The sequence below is a fragment of the Acinetobacter sp. SwsAc5 genome (assembly GCF_013391485.1).
Classification (GTDB): domain Bacteria; phylum Pseudomonadota; class Gammaproteobacteria; order Pseudomonadales; family Moraxellaceae; genus Acinetobacter; species Acinetobacter towneri.
Window position 1 is genome coordinate 3,694 of record NZ_JACAXD010000008.1, and the last position, 16,979, is coordinate 20,672.

16 protein-coding genes are annotated in these 16,979 nt (G+C 39.0%); 6 read left to right on the forward strand and 10 right to left on the reverse strand.

Annotation, left to right across the window (positions count from 1 at the left end):
• The first annotated feature begins 129 nt into the window (after positions 1-129).
• Positions 130-1,452, forward strand: coding sequence for an ISNCY family transposase (locus HYG89_RS06050; protein WP_178866637.1), 1,323 nt, complete (start codon positions 130-132; stop codon positions 1,450-1,452).
• A gap of 190 nt (positions 1,453-1,642) precedes the next feature.
• On the opposite strand, the gene HYG89_RS06055 is transcribed toward HYG89_RS06050, so the two are convergent.
• On the reverse strand, positions 1,643-2,101 hold the full coding sequence (locus HYG89_RS06055) for a DUF2147 domain-containing protein (protein ID WP_178866639.1): 459 nt from the start codon (positions 2,099-2,101) through the stop codon (positions 1,643-1,645).
• Between the two features lie 421 nt (positions 2,102-2,522).
• Here HYG89_RS06055 and HYG89_RS06060 point away from each other — a divergent pair, with 421 nt between their 5' ends.
• The 4 genes from HYG89_RS06060 (at position 2,523) to HYG89_RS06075 (ending at position 7,573) form a co-directional block, all read left to right on the forward strand.
• Entirely contained in the window at positions 2,523-4,382 is a 1,860-nt protein-coding gene (locus HYG89_RS06060) for an ABC transporter ATP-binding protein (RefSeq protein WP_178866641.1), read from the forward strand.
• A gap of 227 nt (positions 4,383-4,609) precedes the next feature.
• Positions 4,610-5,638: an AraC family transcriptional regulator gene (locus HYG89_RS06065; RefSeq protein WP_178866643.1), complete on the forward strand. Its 1,029-nt coding sequence runs from the start codon at positions 4,610-4,612 to the stop codon at positions 5,636-5,638.
• Between the two features lie 71 nt (positions 5,639-5,709).
• On the forward strand, positions 5,710-6,084 hold the full coding sequence (gcvH, locus tag HYG89_RS06070) for a glycine cleavage system protein GcvH (RefSeq protein WP_168418306.1): 375 nt from the start codon (positions 5,710-5,712) through the stop codon (positions 6,082-6,084).
• Positions 6,085-6,376: 292 nt separating this feature from the next.
• Positions 6,377-7,573 (forward strand): MFS transporter, encoded by a 1,197-nt coding sequence (locus HYG89_RS06075; protein ID WP_178866645.1) that lies wholly within the window; start codon positions 6,377-6,379, stop codon positions 7,571-7,573.
• 121 nt (positions 7,574-7,694) lie between these two features.
• Here the strand turns inward: HYG89_RS06075 and HYG89_RS06080 are convergent, their stop codons facing one another.
• A complete protein-coding gene (locus HYG89_RS06080; protein ID WP_104851962.1) occupies positions 7,695-8,753 on the reverse strand; it encodes a 3-deoxy-7-phosphoheptulonate synthase in 1,059 nt (352 codons plus the stop codon).
• Positions 8,754-9,269: 516 nt separating this feature from the next.
• Entirely contained in the window at positions 9,270-10,385 is a 1,116-nt protein-coding gene (locus tag HYG89_RS06085) for an S-(hydroxymethyl)glutathione dehydrogenase/class III alcohol dehydrogenase (protein WP_178866647.1), read from the reverse strand.
• Between the two features lie 237 nt (positions 10,386-10,622).
• On the opposite strand from HYG89_RS06085, the gene HYG89_RS06090 reads away from it, so the two are divergent.
• On the forward strand, positions 10,623-12,146 hold the full coding sequence (locus HYG89_RS06090) for a phospholipase D family protein (RefSeq protein ID WP_178866777.1): 1,524 nt from the start codon (positions 10,623-10,625) through the stop codon (positions 12,144-12,146).
• A gap of 77 nt (positions 12,147-12,223) precedes the next feature.
• Here HYG89_RS06090 and HYG89_RS06095 read toward each other — a convergent pair whose 3' ends face one another.
• The 7 genes from HYG89_RS06095 to HYG89_RS06125 form a co-directional block, all read right to left on the reverse strand.
• Entirely contained in the window at positions 12,224-12,814 is a 591-nt protein-coding gene (locus HYG89_RS06095; protein ID WP_104851964.1) for a uracil-DNA glycosylase family protein, read from the reverse strand.
• A 32-nt stretch (positions 12,815-12,846) separates the two neighbouring features.
• Positions 12,847-13,299: an XRE family transcriptional regulator gene (locus HYG89_RS06100; protein ID WP_154320746.1), complete on the reverse strand. Its 453-nt coding sequence runs from the start codon at positions 13,297-13,299 to the stop codon at positions 12,847-12,849.
• Complete coding sequence (locus HYG89_RS06105; RefSeq protein ID WP_004973580.1) at positions 13,296-13,439, reverse strand: hypothetical protein; 144 nt, start codon at positions 13,437-13,439, stop codon at positions 13,296-13,298. Before HYG89_RS06105 ends, HYG89_RS06100 begins: the two co-directional genes overlap by 4 nt.
• A gap of 80 nt (positions 13,440-13,519) precedes the next feature.
• Positions 13,520-14,230 (reverse strand): SGNH/GDSL hydrolase family protein, encoded by a 711-nt coding sequence (locus HYG89_RS06110; RefSeq protein ID WP_004973578.1) that lies wholly within the window; start codon positions 14,228-14,230, stop codon positions 13,520-13,522.
• A gap of 162 nt (positions 14,231-14,392) precedes the next feature.
• Complete coding sequence (locus HYG89_RS06115) at positions 14,393-15,136, reverse strand: SDR family oxidoreductase (RefSeq protein WP_004973576.1); 744 nt, start codon at positions 15,134-15,136, stop codon at positions 14,393-14,395.
• Positions 15,137-15,146: 10 nt separating this feature from the next.
• A complete protein-coding gene (locus HYG89_RS06120) occupies positions 15,147-15,845 on the reverse strand; it encodes a histidine phosphatase family protein (protein WP_178866649.1) in 699 nt (232 codons plus the stop codon).
• A complete protein-coding gene (locus HYG89_RS06125; protein ID WP_178866651.1) occupies positions 15,842-16,963 on the reverse strand; it encodes a phosphotransferase family protein in 1,122 nt (373 codons plus the stop codon). Before HYG89_RS06125 ends, HYG89_RS06120 begins: the two co-directional genes overlap by 4 nt.
• Between the last annotated feature and the right edge of the window lie 16 nt (positions 16,964-16,979).

Consider the following 16,979-nt stretch of genomic DNA (forward strand, 5'->3'; position numbering starts at 1 on the left):
TATACATTATACGTAATTGAATTTTAACTCCAAAATAGAAATGTCCGGTTTCTCCAAAGTAAAAATGTCCGCTTTTAGAATACGCACTTTTGCGATTTTCTTAGCGGACGGTTTGTTATGTTGGTATCTATGTCGGATAAAGAACTTAAAAGATTGTCGGTCTTGCAGGAAATCTGTGATCAACGCATAACCCAGTCCCAGGCTGCTCAGTTATTACATATCTCAGAACGTCAGATCAGACGCTTATTGCAAAAATATAAAGCTCAAGGTCCTGCTGCATTAGCACATGCTGCTCGTGGTCAAACCAGCAATGCCAAGCTTCCTGAAGAACTTAGACTTAAGTGTCTCAATCTAGTTGCTGAGCAATTTCATTGTTTCGGTCCCACTTTAGCACATGAAAAGCTGACTACCATTCATGGATTTGATATTTCGGTAGAAACCCTGCGTTCTTGGATGATTGCAGCCAATTTATGGATTCCTCGTCATAAAAGTCTGAAACGCCCGTATCAGCCTCGTTATAATCGAGACTGTTATGGTGAATTGGTCCAAATCGATGGCTCACATCATGACTGGTTTGAAGGACGAGCACCTAAGTGCTGTTTGCTGGTATTTATCGATGATGCAACTGGTAAATTGCAGCATTTACGCTTCTGTGAATCAGAATCAGCCTTTGACTATATGATTTCAACACGCCTGTATGTCGAACAGCATGGTAAACCTTTAGCATTTTACAGTGATAAGCACTCAGTTTTTAGAGTCAATCAAAGCAGCAAGAAAGACACCAAGATTACGCAATTTGGACGCGTACTCAGTAGTCTCACTATTGATATTATTTTCGCCAACTCGCCACAGGCTAAAGGTCGTGTGGAACGAGCCAACAGAACTCTGCAGGATCGCCTGATCAAGGAAATGCGTCTGGAAGGCATCTGTTCAATTACCGAGGCCAATGCTTGGCTGCCCTGGTTCATTGAGCAATTCAATCAGAAGTTTGCCAAGTGTGCGAGAAACTCGAAGAACTTGCATCGACCTTTAACGGAATCTGATGCTGAGCTAGAGGATATTTTTACCTGGCAGGAACCGCGTAAGGTCACGAAGAATCTGACTATCACGTATGACAAGTGTATTTATATGCTTGAGCCAACACCACTGAACCACAAACTTGTTGGGCAATACATAACATTTTTAGAGTATCCAGATGGTACTGTGGCCATCATGCACGAAGGACGGAAGATCAGCTACAGTATTTTCAATAAACTGGCTAGACTGCAGCAGAATGAAGTAGTTGAGAATAAAAGATTAGGTGCGGTTCTGGCCCATATCCAGCAACAACATGAAGAGTTGGAAAAACAAAATAAACGTTCCCGTTCCAAGAAAAGTATGCCGAGTCATAAAGCTCAGAAAGTTGTTATTGAACAAAGAAATTTAAATCCTGTTCTTGACTCTTGCAGTTAAAAACAGGACATTTTAAATGGTTTATCGCATAGACATTTTAATTGGTGAATAACATGAATATATTAAGCAATTGATATATATGGGTTTATTTTGAGTGTTCGGTGTCTCAATTTATCTTATCATTCACAAAAAGATAAAAAGCTACTCAATCTTTCAATCAAGTAGCTTCAAAAATACGCCGTACAATCTGTTAAAGTTTTTTCCAAGTCATCGTGCTAATCGCATTCGCGTTCTTGGCTTTGCCATATACTTTCATTTGATTATTCGCCGCATTTAATTGAGCATCAATTTTATAGACATAACCATCTTTCGGGTTAATCCATTGTCCTTGCGAAAATTGTTTTGGATTTGAATTTGCTACCAAGCCTTCTAATGCCTGCATGCCTTTTATGGGCTGATTCTTTAAGTTACCTTGGCATTTGCTACATACCTCTAATTGAGTTGTGCCTACCGACAATAAATTTCGAGTAATTACAGCACTATATTCCGAAGTTTTAGAGTTCTTACGAATCACAATTTCCGCAACATAATGCCCTGTATGATCATCAATTACTTTCCATGTACCAATCAATGGATCAAATGGCATGGCTTGAGCAGGAAAAATAAATCCCAAATATAGTGCAATTGCACCTAAAAAGTTACGCATCATAAAAATATCAACTTAAAACCAATTTACAGCACGGTTGTGCTAAAAATGGGCGTGATTATAGCAATCAATGTTGAATTTAAATTAATTTTTTCATTAAAATTAAATGTTTATATGCTATTGGTTCGATGAAATATCATTAAAAATGTGAACCAATACGCTTTTTATGGGTAGATGAATTTTGATGCGTTGCAGCTTTATGCATAAAAGTGAATGTATAACGTGGTTTTGTATGCCAATTAATCATCTATATTTCTTCTTTCAACATTTGCTGTGTTATGGCGTAAACTAGACCTACAAGCTGTATCACTATAAGTTAAGAAATATTTATAGAAATAGTCTTAGCTTTATCCCAAGTTTTTGTTTTTACAGTTTTAAATCTATCTGTCTTTAAATTTAAGTTTAGTCATCAAGGTAACATCGTATGCTCAAGTGGTTCGAGAAACTTATAGACCCTTATCCAAATAAAGGTTTGACCGAACCCTTACCAACTACGTTTTTTGCCTTTGTTTGGCAAGCAGCTTCAGGTGTACGTCCATATTTATTGTTATTGGTTTTATGTACTGCAGGCGCTGCCAGCTTTGAAGCTTTGCTATATGCAAAAATTGGCGATTTAGTCACATGGCTTAGTCAAAGTCAGCCAGATACTTTCCTTGCGCAACATCAGCAGAACCTTACTTTGCTGTTTTGTATTTTATTGGCCAATATCTTTTTTGCCAGTGCGCAGTCAATTGTGAAGCATCAAATGTTATACAGTGGTTTTCCAATGCGTTTGCGTTGGCGTTTCCACAATTTAATGTTGCAACAAAGTCTGGATTTTTTCCATAATGATTTTGCAGGAAGACTCTCTGCCAAAGTCATGCAAACCGCCTTAGCAGTACGTGAGTTTTGGGTCATTTTGGGCGATATGCTTGCCTATGTATTCATTTACTTTATTACGATTAGTCTGGTATTGGGCGCAATTTCTCCAATGCTCATTTTGCCGTTATTGCTATGGTTGGCTTTATTTATTCTTGCAGCAGCTTATTTTATTCCGCGTTTGAGCAAAGTATCTAATGAACAAGCCGATGCACGTGCAGTGATGACAGGACGTGTGACCGATGCTTATACCAATATCCAAACCGTAAAATTGTTTGCGCATGCAGGTCGTGAAAGCCAATACGCCAAAGCATCTATGCAAGAATTTATGGTGACGGTTTATAAACAAATGCGTTTGGGCGCTCAATATGAAATCAGCATCAATTTACTGAGCGTGGTGTTGTATGTAGGCGTTTTAGGTACTGCAATTTGGCTGTGGTTAAATGGTCGTGCAGAATTGGGGATTATTGCAGCCACCACAGCCATGATTCTTAAACTCAACAGTATTGCCGAGTTTATGATGTGGCAGACCTCTGCCCTGTTTGAAAATGTCGGCACCATTCAAGACGGTATGAAAACTCTTGGACGTCCAATTGCGATACAAGATAAAGCCGATGCGAAGCCATTACAAGTTACTCAAGGCGAAATTCAGTTTAAAGATGTAAGTTTTGCTTATAACAGTAAAAACGTGATTGACCAGTTTAATCTGCATATTGGTGCAGGCGAAAAAATTGGTATTGTGGGACGCTCAGGTGCAGGTAAATCGACCTTAATTCAAATGCTCTTGCATTTTTATGAACTCAAACACGGCTCAATTATGATTGATGGGCAAAATATTGAGGATGTGACCCAAGACAGTTTGCGTAAAAATATTGCACTTGTGACTCAAGATACTTCATTATTACATCGTACTGTGGCTGAAAATATTAAATATGGGCGACCTGACGCCACTGATGCAGAAATGTTTGAAGCAGTACGCAAAGCTAAAGCCGAGGAATTTATTCCACAATTGAACGATTTACGTGGCAAAAAAGGCTATGAAGCCTACGTGGGAGAACGAGGTGTTAAACTTTCAGGCGGACAACGTCAACGTATTGCCATTGCCCGTGTTTTCTTAAAAGATGCACCTATTTTAATTTTAGATGAAGCCACCAGTGCGCTCGACTCTGAGGTTGAAGCGGCAATTCAATCGAGCCTCGATGAACTCATGCAAGGTAAAACTGTAATCGCGATTGCACACAGACTATCTACCATTGCACAAATGGATCGTTTAATTGTGCTCGATCAAGGACGTATTGCAGAACAAGGTACGCATGATGAACTGGTGGCTATGAACGGAATTTATGCACAACTTTGGCAGCGTCAAACAGGTGGTTTTTTAATTGAACAAGATAAAATCGTAAAACCATCGACTGATAAAAATTAGCATCTCCAGCAACTTTGCTGTAACTCAGGCTTTGATGAAATGCAGATTTATCGCATATAGTCAAAGCCTGTTTTGTCTAACAATTTCCATAGAATTTCTTTAATTTTCATGCCAAGATGCAATATGTCATCTACGTTCTTATGTCGCCGTTTGGCAAACTAAGATATGCATAGATGACAGTCGCTAAGGCAAATTAAAATAAAATTAGCAAATGCAATGGAACATGCATGAAAACAATATCAGCACGTCAGGAACAAGGTGTTCCAGGGGTTTATGGCTTATTGGTTTTGGATGTTGTATCCCGTTGGGGTTATAACGCAGATACCTTATTTGCACCATTTCAACTCAATAGCGAAATGTTGGCAGACCCAGAATGTCGTATTCCTACACCTATTGCCAATGAGTTGGTTAAACATGCTTTAAAACTTACAGGCGAATCGACGCTCGGTTATCATCTTGGTACGCAAATGCGCATTTCCATTCATGGCTTTATTGGCTATGCGATTATGACTGCGCATGAAATTAGTGATGCGTTGATTTTAGCCAATCGTTTTATTCAACTGCGTATGCCCTTTTTACAATTGTTTTTCTCGACTTTTGGCGAAAAAGCCAGTCTGCAATTGCAGTGTGATATTCACATGGAACCTTTACGCACAGAAATCGCCATCGCTTTAATTATTGGCATGATCACCATGAGTAAAGCCATGACAGGCATGCAAGATTTTACAGGTGAAGTCGATTTTGACTTTCCAAAGCCAGAAGGCTTTGACCAATACATGGCTAAATTTCCCTATCATCAATTTCGTTTTGATCAACCTTATTTAGCACTCAGTTTTGATAAGCAATATCTTGGCTTAAAAATGATTAATGCAGATCCAATTGCCAGTCAAATTGCCATTAATCAATGTGAAGCAGAACTTTCTGCCTTGGGCGAACGTCGGCGTATTTCCATGCGTGTACGTGATATTTTGACTCATGCGGAACAACATTATTTAAGTATTGAGCATGTGGCTGACCATCTACACATGTCAGATCGCACTCTAAAGCGACAACTGGCTGCCGAAGGCACCTCTTTTTCAAATTTGGTGGATGAAGTGCGCTATCGGCATGCGACTTCGCTCTTGTCACGTACAGACTATACCCTAGAGCAAATTGCCGATGAGTTAGGCTATAGCGACGTGGCAAATTTTAGTCGTGCCTTTAAACGCTGGAGTGGACGCAGTCCGAGCAATTGGCGTAAAGATCCATATTTATAAACTTTTGTTTTTAGCAAAAAGCATGTATAAAACATGGCAAAAAGATTCGATACAATTTAAGGAGTTATCAAATGAATCACCCTGCAGACTTAAAATATGCAAGCACCCACGAATGGGTACGTATTGAAGGTGATTTGGTCGTCACAGGAATTTCAGACCATGCACAAGATGCTTTGGGCGATTTAGTTTATGTAGAAGCCCCAGAAGTTGGCCAACACGTTACTGCGGGTGATCAAGCTGGCGTAGTAGAATCTGTTAAAACAGCTTCAGATATTCATGCGCCTGTTTCTGGTGAAGTGGTTGAAGTGAATAGCAATTTGGAAGATGATCCTGATTTTGTGAATGATGAACCCTATGGCAAAGGCTGGATTTATAAAATCAAACCAGACAACATTGCAGATGTTGAAAAACTACTTTCTAGCGCTGAATACGAAGCTGGTTTATAAAATTTCAGTTACTCGTAACGGATACATAATTGAAAAATCAGCCTTAGGGCTGATTTTTTTATTCACACAATCTTAATTATCATATATTTATCTTATTGTGATAATTTACCTATATAAAATTCAATAAAATTAAAGTTTTTCAATCATATTATTAAATAACTGTACTTTTCACATAAGTTGTTTTATTCTATCTTGCATGATAGCGCTGTACTCTGTCTTCAATAACAAATCATCTGCATAACAATGTACGCACAGCGTGATCGCTCCCATTCACAAGCTATAGGTTATTCCCATGCCCTCCGTAAATGCCGAACATTTATGGAATAAGTCGTTTATTCTCTGCTTATTCAATAACTTGTTCTTATTCATTTTTTATTATGCACAAACAACAATTTTGCCTATTTATATTGTGAATGAACTGGGTGGTAGCCTGTCACAAGCAGGTTTAGCCATGACGTTGTTTATGTTATCTGCAATCGCGATTCGCCCATTTAACGGTCTGATTATTGAAAAATTTGGTTATAAAAAGACCTTATACGTTTCTGAAATCATGTTTTGCTTATGTAGCGTGGCGTATATCTTTGCCGATAACTTAATGTTTCTTTTAGTGTTACGCTTTTTACACGGTATTTGGTTCAGTATTGTCACCACAGTCACCGTACCTATTGCCAATAACTTTATTCCAGATAGCCGTAAAGGCGAAGGCATGGGTTATTTCTTAGTATCGTTGAATTTAGGCATCGTACTGGGGCCGTTAATTGGTTTAGGCTTAATTCAAACCATTTCCTATTCAGCCATTTCAACTTTATTGTCTTTAAGTGTTTGGGTTGGTTTTGCTTTTTGTTTGATGATTCCGCTTGTGGCAAATGCCAATAAAGCACAAGTTGAATCGATACCAAAGCGTAAATTAGGACTGCATGATTTTGTAGAGAAAAAAGCACTGCCAGTTTCACTAATGGCAATGATGGTGTCCTTTGCGTACGCCAGCATTATGTCGTTTATTTCTACCTTTGCAGAATCGCGTCACATGCTGTCTTATGCCAGTTTATTCTTCGTGGTTTTTGCAATTTCGATGATGAGTTTACGCCCGATTACAGGCAAAATTTATGATCGTCATGGCCCAAGCGTGGTGATTTATCCTGCAATTGCCCTATTTGCTTTAGGATTAATAGTCTTGAGCCAAGTACAAAGTGTGATTGGTTTTATGTTCGCAGCAGTATTGATTGGTGTCGGTTTTGGCTCAGCACAACCATGTTTACAAACCATTTCAATTCAGCGCTCACCAAAAGATCGCATTGGTCATGCCACATCTACGTATTTTTGTTGTTACGATATTGGTATCGCCTTAGGCGCGTTAATTCTAGGTTGGATTATTGCGGGTTATGACTATACCGCAGCGTATTTGCTCTGTGCTGTTTTGACGTTTATTAGTTTAATTTTCTATAAATTTGTTGTAGCTAAACAACCTAATGCAGACATTCAGGCTTAGTTTTTAATGGCAGCAAAAGTATTGTTATTTTAAAAACTAATCTAAGAAGATTAGATTTTTAAATACTCTCCCACCCAAAAAACCTGAAATTTCAGGTTTTTTGGTTTATGGAGTTTTATTTTTATGCAGTTTTAGCCAAAACCTGACGATTTAAGCTTTCAGCGACCTCAATGAGCAGTTGCTCAGTCTTATCCCAACCTAAGCAGCCATCGGTAACAGATTGACCATAGGTCATCTCGCAAGAAATCTTTTGATTCCCATCCACTAAATGACTTTCTAACATAATGCCACGGACTTGCGTCTGTTCACGTTCTGCCACAATGGTACGCAAGACTTGCGGTTGTTGTTGTGGGTCTTTATGGCTGTTACCGTGACTACAGTCAATAATCAATGCAGGCAACTGCCCTTTGGCTTTGTGCTGAATTTTCTCAATTTCTGCCAATTGATAATTTGGCCCTGAATTTGCGCCACGTAAAATTAAATGCGCGTGTGGATTACCTTGTGATGACAAAATAGCAGGTAAACCCGACTGGCTCATTCCCATGAATTGATGTGGATGACTTGCCGATTGAATTGCATCTAATGCAATTTGAATTGAGCCATCAGTTCCGTTTTTGAAACCAATGCTATACGGCATGGCGCTAGAAATTTCACGGTGAATTTGTGATTCACTGGTACGTGCGCCAATTGCACCCCAAGCCAGTACATCATCAAAATATCCCGTTGCCATTGGGCTTAAAATTTCAGAAGCAATTGGTAAACCCATTTCTATAATTTGTAGATACAGTTCACGTGATTTTTCTAAGCCTAATTGCATGTTTGCAGAGCCATCTAAGTCTGGGTCATACAAAAAGCCTTTCCAGCCTACCGTAGTACGTGGCTTTTCGATATAGGCGCGCATCACCAAGAAAATTTGATCTGAAACTTGGCTTTGTAATTGTTTTAATTTTTCTGCGTATTCGAGTGCTGCTTGCGGATCATGAATTGAACAAGGTCCTGTAATGACCAATAAGCGAGGGTCTGTGCCCGCTAAAATGTTCTGAATAATCTGTCGATGTTGTGCGATTTGTTGTTTTAGCGCAGATGAAAGTGGGAGTTGCGCTTTGAGTTGATGCGGTAAACTTAAACTAATTTCAGTATTGTTGGTCTGTTGTTGTAAAGCAGTATTTAAAGCATTCATTGGTCTGTTCCTTTGGACTGTTTCTCTTTTTTACAGTCCGATCATTTATTTCAGCGTTATGGGTCTAATGGATTGCAAGGTTTGAGTCATAGATTGACTAAAGTAAAACCAATAAAAGTTGCTAAAGTATGAATAATTAACGTTGTACATGATTAAATCTCCGAAAAACCTATAAAATTCAAAACACCAGACATAAAAAAACCTGATCAGGGTTGCCGATCAGGTATCAACTGGTGGGCAACCTTTGCCCGAACGCGACTCAGGCAATCATTGAAACTGCCAAAAGTAATAGTAAGCGTTTGCGATTAAAGGTTGCTTTAACATCTTGTTTTCATCAAAAAATGAGCTGTTAAAATTAAAATACGCTGTATTGTTCCGTTTGGCAATCCTTTTTGTAAAATAATTTTTATTGGATGTATTTATTAAAATTAAGCTGCTGTTTTAGCGAATCCAGGGGTTAAAAAAACCAAGCCGAAGCTTGGTTTTTGTTGGGTCTTTATTTAAGCGCGTTACTCATCATTGATCAAAATGAATCACACTACGAATAGATTTACCCTCATGCATTAAATCAAAGGCTTCATTAATTTGGTCTAGCCCCATGGTGTGCGTTACAAATGGTTCGAGTTGAATATCACCCTTCATGGCTTCTTCAACCATGCCTGGCAATTGCGAACGACCTTTTACACCACCAAACGCAGTTCCTTTCCAAGTACGACCTGTCACCAATTGGAATGGACGAGTTGAAATTTCCTGACCTGCACCTGCAACACCAATAATAATGGATTGTCCCCAACCACGATGTGCACATTCCAAAGCGGAACGCATCACATTGGTATTTCCAATACATTCAAAAGAATGATCTACGCCCCAACCTGTTTTTTCCACAATGACTTCCTGAATTGGGCGGTCATAATCTTTTGGATTTAAGAATTCGGTTGCACCAAATTGTTCTGCCAATTTGAATTTCTCTGGGTTGGTATCAATGGCGATAATACGGCTGGCTTTGGCTTTATGCGCACCTTGCACAACTGCTAAACCAATACCACCTAAGCCAAATACCGCAACGGTATCGCCTTCTTGGACTTTTGCAGTATTTTTAACTGCACCTAAACCAGTTGTAACACCGCAACCTAATAAGCAAACTTGCTCATGATTGGCTTCAGGATTAATTTTTGCTAAAGATACTTCAGCAACTACCGTATATTCACTAAAGGTTGAACAGCCCATGTAGTGATAAATCGGTTGTCCATTATAAGAAAAACGTGTCGTGCCATCAGGCATTAAACCTTTACCTTGTGTCGCACGTACGGAAACGCATAGGTTGGTTTTACCAGATTTACAGAATAAACATTCGCCACATTCTGCTGTGTAAAGCGGAATCACATGATCGCCTGGTTGAACACTGGTCACGCCCTCACCAACTTCAACAACAATACCTGCACCTTCATGGCCAAGAACTGCAGGGAAAACACCTTCAGGATCTTCACCCGATAAGGTAAATGCATCGGTATGGCATACCCCTGTGTGGGTAATTTTGACCAAGACTTCTCCAGCCTGCGGCGGTGCAACTTCAATTTCAACAATTTCAAGCGGCTGACCTGGGCCGAATGCGACGGCTGCACGTGATTTCATGAGCAAATTATCCCTAAAAAATACATTAACAGATGATAAGGGGCTGCTGACAATTCGTCTATGTTTGCGATGTGAGAGAGATATCTCGCAAGCTATTTATAAAATATCAACAGACTCTCACAATACCCTCTTTCTATTCAGAGTTTCAAGCATTAACATGAGGATAATCTCCATGTATAAATACAGAATGACTTAAGAATAATCATGAAGATCCAAAGACCTTGTTACTGGCTTGGAATGTTGGCTTTTTTCGCTATTTTACTGACAGGATGCAGTTTACCGATGAATCAAGCGAGCAAAGATAGCCCTGTTGAGCATTATGTAGATCATTGGCTGAATGGTCAGGAAATTGATGCACATTTATCCCAAAATTTAACAGCGTATCTTTCTCTAAATGATGCCTTTAGTAGCATCGCCTCGCGTTTATATTTGATTCAAAAAGCACAGCACCATTTAGATTTACAATATTACATTTGGGAAGATGATTTAATTGGTCAGTTGATGTTGGCTGAACTGCTCAAAGCAGCAGATCGTGGTGTAAAAGTTCGTTTATTAATTGATGATCAAAATGGTACGCAACTTGATCCAACCTTAAAACGGCTTGCTCAGCATCCTAATTTTGAAATAAAAATTTTCAATCCGTACAAATATCGGCATTTTCGTGTGATGGATTATTTGTTTCGTTTTAAACAAATCAATCGCCGTATGCACAATAAACTAATTATTGCCGATGGGGCGATTGCCGTGACAGGTGGGCGTAATATTAGCCGTGAATATTTTGATGCCAGTGAAAATTTTCAATTTACTGATATGGATATTCTATTCTATGGCAGTGCTGTCCCCCAAGCCAATGCCGTGTTTTTAGAGTTTTGGAATGACGAACTAAGCTATTCAGTAAAGCAATTATTAGGCACAGGCAACGCGTTGCAATTGAGAGAATTGCGTAATCGCTATGAATTAAATGCCAAATATAAAGATAAAATTCGTGAACGTGTGGCTAACGCGCAAGAAGAAGTCAGCATCAAATTAGAACAACATCCTATACAGTGGGTACGTGCGCATTTTGTGGCAGATTCTCCGAATAAAATTCGGGGTACAGCTCAAGGCGAGCAACTGATTTACAAACAAATGTTAAAGTTAATGGGTGAGCCCAAACAACATTTAGAACTGGTTTCTGCCTATTTTGTCCCAACAGAAGATGGTCTTAAAACACTCACTCAACTGGCTGAAAAAGGAATACAGATACGTGTATTGACCAATTCATTTTTAGCCAATGATGTGCCTTTGGTACATGCATTTTATCAGCAGTATCGCGTAGATTTACTTAAATCAGGTATTCGTTTATATGAATTTAAGCCTTATATTGAACGAAAAAAGCGTACTTGGTATGAAGTTGCAACGGGTAACGTAATTCCTGCCAAAGGCAAAAACGCCTCGAGTTTACATGCCAAATTCTTTGATATAGATGGCATGGTCTTTGTAGGTTCTTTTAACCTTGATCCTCGTTCTGCAAAATTAAATACCGAAGTTGGCTTGGTGTTAGAGTCTGAACAATTGCAAAACGATGTTTCTCAATCTTTAGACCGCTATTTGCCACAAATTGCGTATGAACTGCAATTAGACGAAAACGGTCAAATTATTTGGTTAGATCATCAGGCAGATGGCAGTATTCAAACGTATCATCATGATCCTGAAACCACACAGTTTCAGCGTTTTATGATGAAAACAGTTTCATTATTCCCTATTGAATGGATGATGTAATGACAATAGATAGACATTAATTATGGAAGCGTATTTTTCTTTCTCTGCCATCACTGTCTACAATTATTTAAAGTTACTTATAGTAAGCCTATTTCTTTAAATAAGTTAAAATACGCTTCTGCCTTTTTCTCTAAAGCTAAAGGATAGGCTCGTGAAGATGAAGGCATCCGATATAAATGCAGCTCACGCTTGGCAAAATAGCAATGTGTCGCCTGCCCAATTTGAGGTTTTTCGGCAGATTCAGGCATAGATAACATGAGTGTATCAGTCGCTTTATCGCCTGTGGTCATAATGCTTTGACATAAAGGTATCTTGCTTAAAAGTGCTGCAATATCCATTGGTTTTTCAATCTGTAAAAATTTGTCTGATGCATTGCCTTTTAAGCGAATCACCTGCTGCGCCGTATCTGAAATAGCAATGCCAGTGGTGTTTAAAAAATCAATAATTTTATGAAGATGAAAATTTTTAGCTTCTAAATCTAAAAAGTAGTTTTTATCTTGAAAAAAGCATAAGCCCAAAATTCGCCACATATCATTTTGATAATTCGGATAATAAAAATCCATTTTCCAACGGCTTTTAGGCGGTGGAAAACTCCCAAGCATTAACAGCTTGGCATTGGCTGGTAAAAAGGGTTCTAGTGGATGGGTTTCTATTTTAGAATCAGACATTTATAGATTGAACCTTTGGTCTTTAAATTAAGCTAAGACATTGCAGTACGAGCAACTTCATAATGATTTTTATGTAACTTCCCTTGATTGAATAACCATGTCGCAACTTCTGGCCAAAAATACATTGCAGATCTAGATGCAAGTCCATACATCGGACGTGGAAAGTTTCCGTCACCACGTTTATTTTGCGCATATAAAGATAATGCTTGACGAGTCATTCCAGCACGTTCAGCCATTACTGCCAAAGTTGAATAACCTTGCTCTTCTACTATCAGATCATGAAATCCTAATGAGCGAATATTGTCTAATGCTGAGTGAATCGCTTGTTCTGCATTTTCAGCTTCACGGTCAAACTCAAGATAAATTGTATCGTTATAACTGCAAACTAATGCATCATCACAACCCGCTTCAAAGAACTTATCTTCTAGCACAGACAGATCAGAACGTGCGTCACGTACCACAACAGTAAAGTGATAGTTATTCATAGTTCATCTCCATGACATTGCTTTACTTTACGCAAGATTTGTTTTGCATGTGCTGATTTACCTGAATCGACAACATCCCAGCCGTTTTCAATCGCATATTCAATTGCTTCGCGAATATGTTTATTGGGATGTTTCTTCATATTTTCATTCTGCTTGATGATTTAATTATAATTTAGTGTTGACGATTGTTAACACTATACCATTATTTAAGTTAATTTACCTAAAACCACTCCAAAATCCTATCCGAGACTTCTTTCCCCCAAATCTGGTAAATTTCTTTACTTGGATGAAAACCATCTTTTGCCATTTCTAAATTCATGGATTGATATTTTCGAATATCATATTCAATCCACTGCATATCTTCTTGTTGTGCAATCATTTTTTCTAATTGTAAGTTCATTTGTTTTGCGTATTGTCCAAATAGCCAAGATAATGGATTGGGCAATGCGGGAAATAAATGCATTGGTGGAACCCCCGTAGCAATGATTAATTCAGGTTGGAATTTCGCTTGAATAAGTTGATAAAAATGTTGCTGTTGTTTAATCCAAGTCTGTGCCGACATTAAGCGTGTTACATCGTTGACACCAACAGAAGTAACCACAACATCATATTTTTGATTTACCAGTTTTTTCGTTTTTTGAATGACTTGTGAGGTAGTATCTCCAGACTGCGCCTCTAAACGCCAATGTACTTGGTACTGATGCTGCAAAGCAGAAATCACCGCACCTAAAAGCGCATCATTTTGATGTGCTACCCCAACGCCTGCAGCGGCAGAATCGCCTAAAATCAATAATGACAGCGTTTGCCCTTGCCCTGTAATACCTTCTCGTGCGCCTTCGGCTTCAGGCAATCGGATCGTGTTCTTTTTAACACGACTTCCCTGAATCACCAAAGCGGGAATTAAGGCAAGGGTTGCTGTTCTAAGCCACATCACATTTCACTCTTAAATACGAAAACCGAAAATACAAATTTTAAACCCAAACAAAAGTAGAGACTCAAATATAAAAATAGCATCGTGTCATTTAAAGTGATTGCATTCATCATCAGCTTTAAATTTCAGGATGCTATTCAAATACTATGATATCGCTGCTATTTAGCCGAGTTTATTGACCAATTTTAATGGTAAAACTTTCATAGCTAAGCCCAATGGCAACCATGGCCATTTAGGTACATAGGCTTTAATTGGCGCTTTTTCAATTTCTGCAGCAAGTAAGCGTGAACCTGTTTTTTCATCAACTTCAAAAGGCAGTTTTTTTGCACCTTCGTTGATTTCGGTACGAATATAACCAGGGAAAATAGTCGTAACTTGAATAGGTGTATCAATTAATTCTGCACGAATTCCTTCTGCTAAATGTGCTACTGCAGCTTTACTTGCACCGTAAGCAGTAAGATGTTTTGGCATACCACGAATGGCACTCATAGATGAAATCATCACCAAATGCCCTGAGTTTTGCTCACGGAAAATTTCAACCGCGGCTTCACACTGCGCCAAAGCTGAAATAAAGTTGGTTTCTACTGTGGCTTTGTTGATGGCAAAATTACCTTTACCAATGCGACGTCCTTCGCCCACGCCTGCATTGACAATAATGCGGTCAATTTGTCCAAAATCTTGTTTAAATTCACGAAACACCTGAAACACCTGATCATAATTGGTGACATCCAGCGTTTTTGCAATAACACGAATACCAAACTGGCTTTCCAGTTCTTGTTTCAGCGTTTCCAAACGCTCTAAACGTCGGGCGCAAATTGCAAGGTTATAACCCATTTGAGCAAATTCACGTGCCATACCCGCACCAATACCTGAACTTGCACCTGTAATTAGAATTGTTTTTGTCATGGTTTGATCCTTAAATCCAAGTCAATAAATTTGAGTTTTCAGCTTTAATAAAATGATGTTCATTCAAGCTTAACAGTTGTGGTTCACTGCCGACCAAACGTAAAGTGGTGATACTTGAGTTAGTAATTGCCCAGTTCAATGCAAAGGTTTTATTGGGCGTTAAGCCTAAAATTTTACCTGCAGCCACAGAAATCACACCACCAGAAGTAAATACCACAGCATATCGTGGTTGTTTTTGGGCTAAGTCATCACATAAATGCTGCAATGCATCTTCGACACGCTGTTTAAAATGCGGCCAAGATTCTTCATATTCATGGTGATATTCACCGCCCGTCCAGCGTTCTATCGCACCTTCAAAAATTTTTGCTAAATATGCACGAGGATTGACCTCTTTGGCGACATCTTCTTTCATCAATTCAGGTTGATTAAAACGCGGTTCATACTGCGCGAAAACCTGTTGATGATTAAACTCGTTCCATGCCCTGTCGGTATGAATTTCGACCTCAGGAAAACATTCTGCCAAAGCCAGTTGTGCAGTTTGCTGATGGCGCTGCATTGAACCAGCCACCACATAGGGTGCTTCTTTTAAAATGCGATCAAAATAACGTCCGAGCAATTTGGCTTGTAACTCACCATTAGGCGAAAGTTGATCATAACTTTCTGCCCCAAAAGATGCTTGCCCATGACGAATTAAATAAATGGTGGTCATTTCGGCATCAATTCCTTAAATTTGGCGATATATTTTTGTGCTAGTTCATTTGCTTCCAGTTTTTGTAAACCAATTAACTTTAAGGCACGAATATGCAAAGCATGAATGACAATCCAGAAATCCTTAAATGCAGGATTATTGGTTTGCTTGTGGAAATAACGATAATAAATTTGCTGGGCGATCACCGCTAAACGGAAAATTCCAAACACTTCATAGAATGTCCAGTTATCGGTGCTCAAGCCTGTTTTTTGCAAATAATAGTCCACCACTTGCTGACGTGTGAACATGCCTTTTAAGTGCGTTGGTTGACGACGGGTGGCTTTAAAAATTTGATTATCGGTATCTTCAACCCAATATGCCAAAGCCGAGCCTAAATCCATGAGTGGATCGCCCAGTGTTGCCATTTCCCAGTCCAAAACGCCAATCACTTGAGTCGGATGTTTCGGGTCTAAAATCACATTATCAAAACGCCAGTCGTTATGAATAATGCAGGTTTTTGAATCTGCAGGAATATGGTCTAACAACCATTTACGCACATATTTAAAAGATGGCACGTTGATGGTATGTGCTTTGGCATAGCGTGCATCCCAACCTTCCACCTGACGTCGGCAATAGCCATCACCCTTCCCTAATATTTCTAGCTCAGTTCCTGCATAAGGTACTTGATGCAGCTCAATGAGTTTATCAATAACATTCACACAAAGTTCATGCACTTGGGCTTCGCTAAAATCAAGCTCAGGTGGCAGTTTTGCACGAGGAATAATGCCTTCAATACGTTGCATCACGTAAAAATCGCAGCCAATGACAGATTCGTCCTGACATAGTGCTACCATTTCAGGTAAAACAGGATAAAACGGGGCTAAGTTCTTTTGTACATGATATTCACGCGCCATGTCGTGTGCGGATTTAGCTTTAGTACCTTTAGGCGGACGACGCAAAATTAAATCAGCATTGCTGTACTTGAGGCGATATGTCCAGTTAGATGCACCGCCTGAATATTGTGTGACTTCTACAGGTTCTAAGACATCGACATTTTGTTGTTTTAACCATGCTGTCACTGCCTGAATATCGAGTTCTTCACCTTTGCGTACTGTGCCGCCTACATCAATAACTGACATTATTTTTCCCTAATTT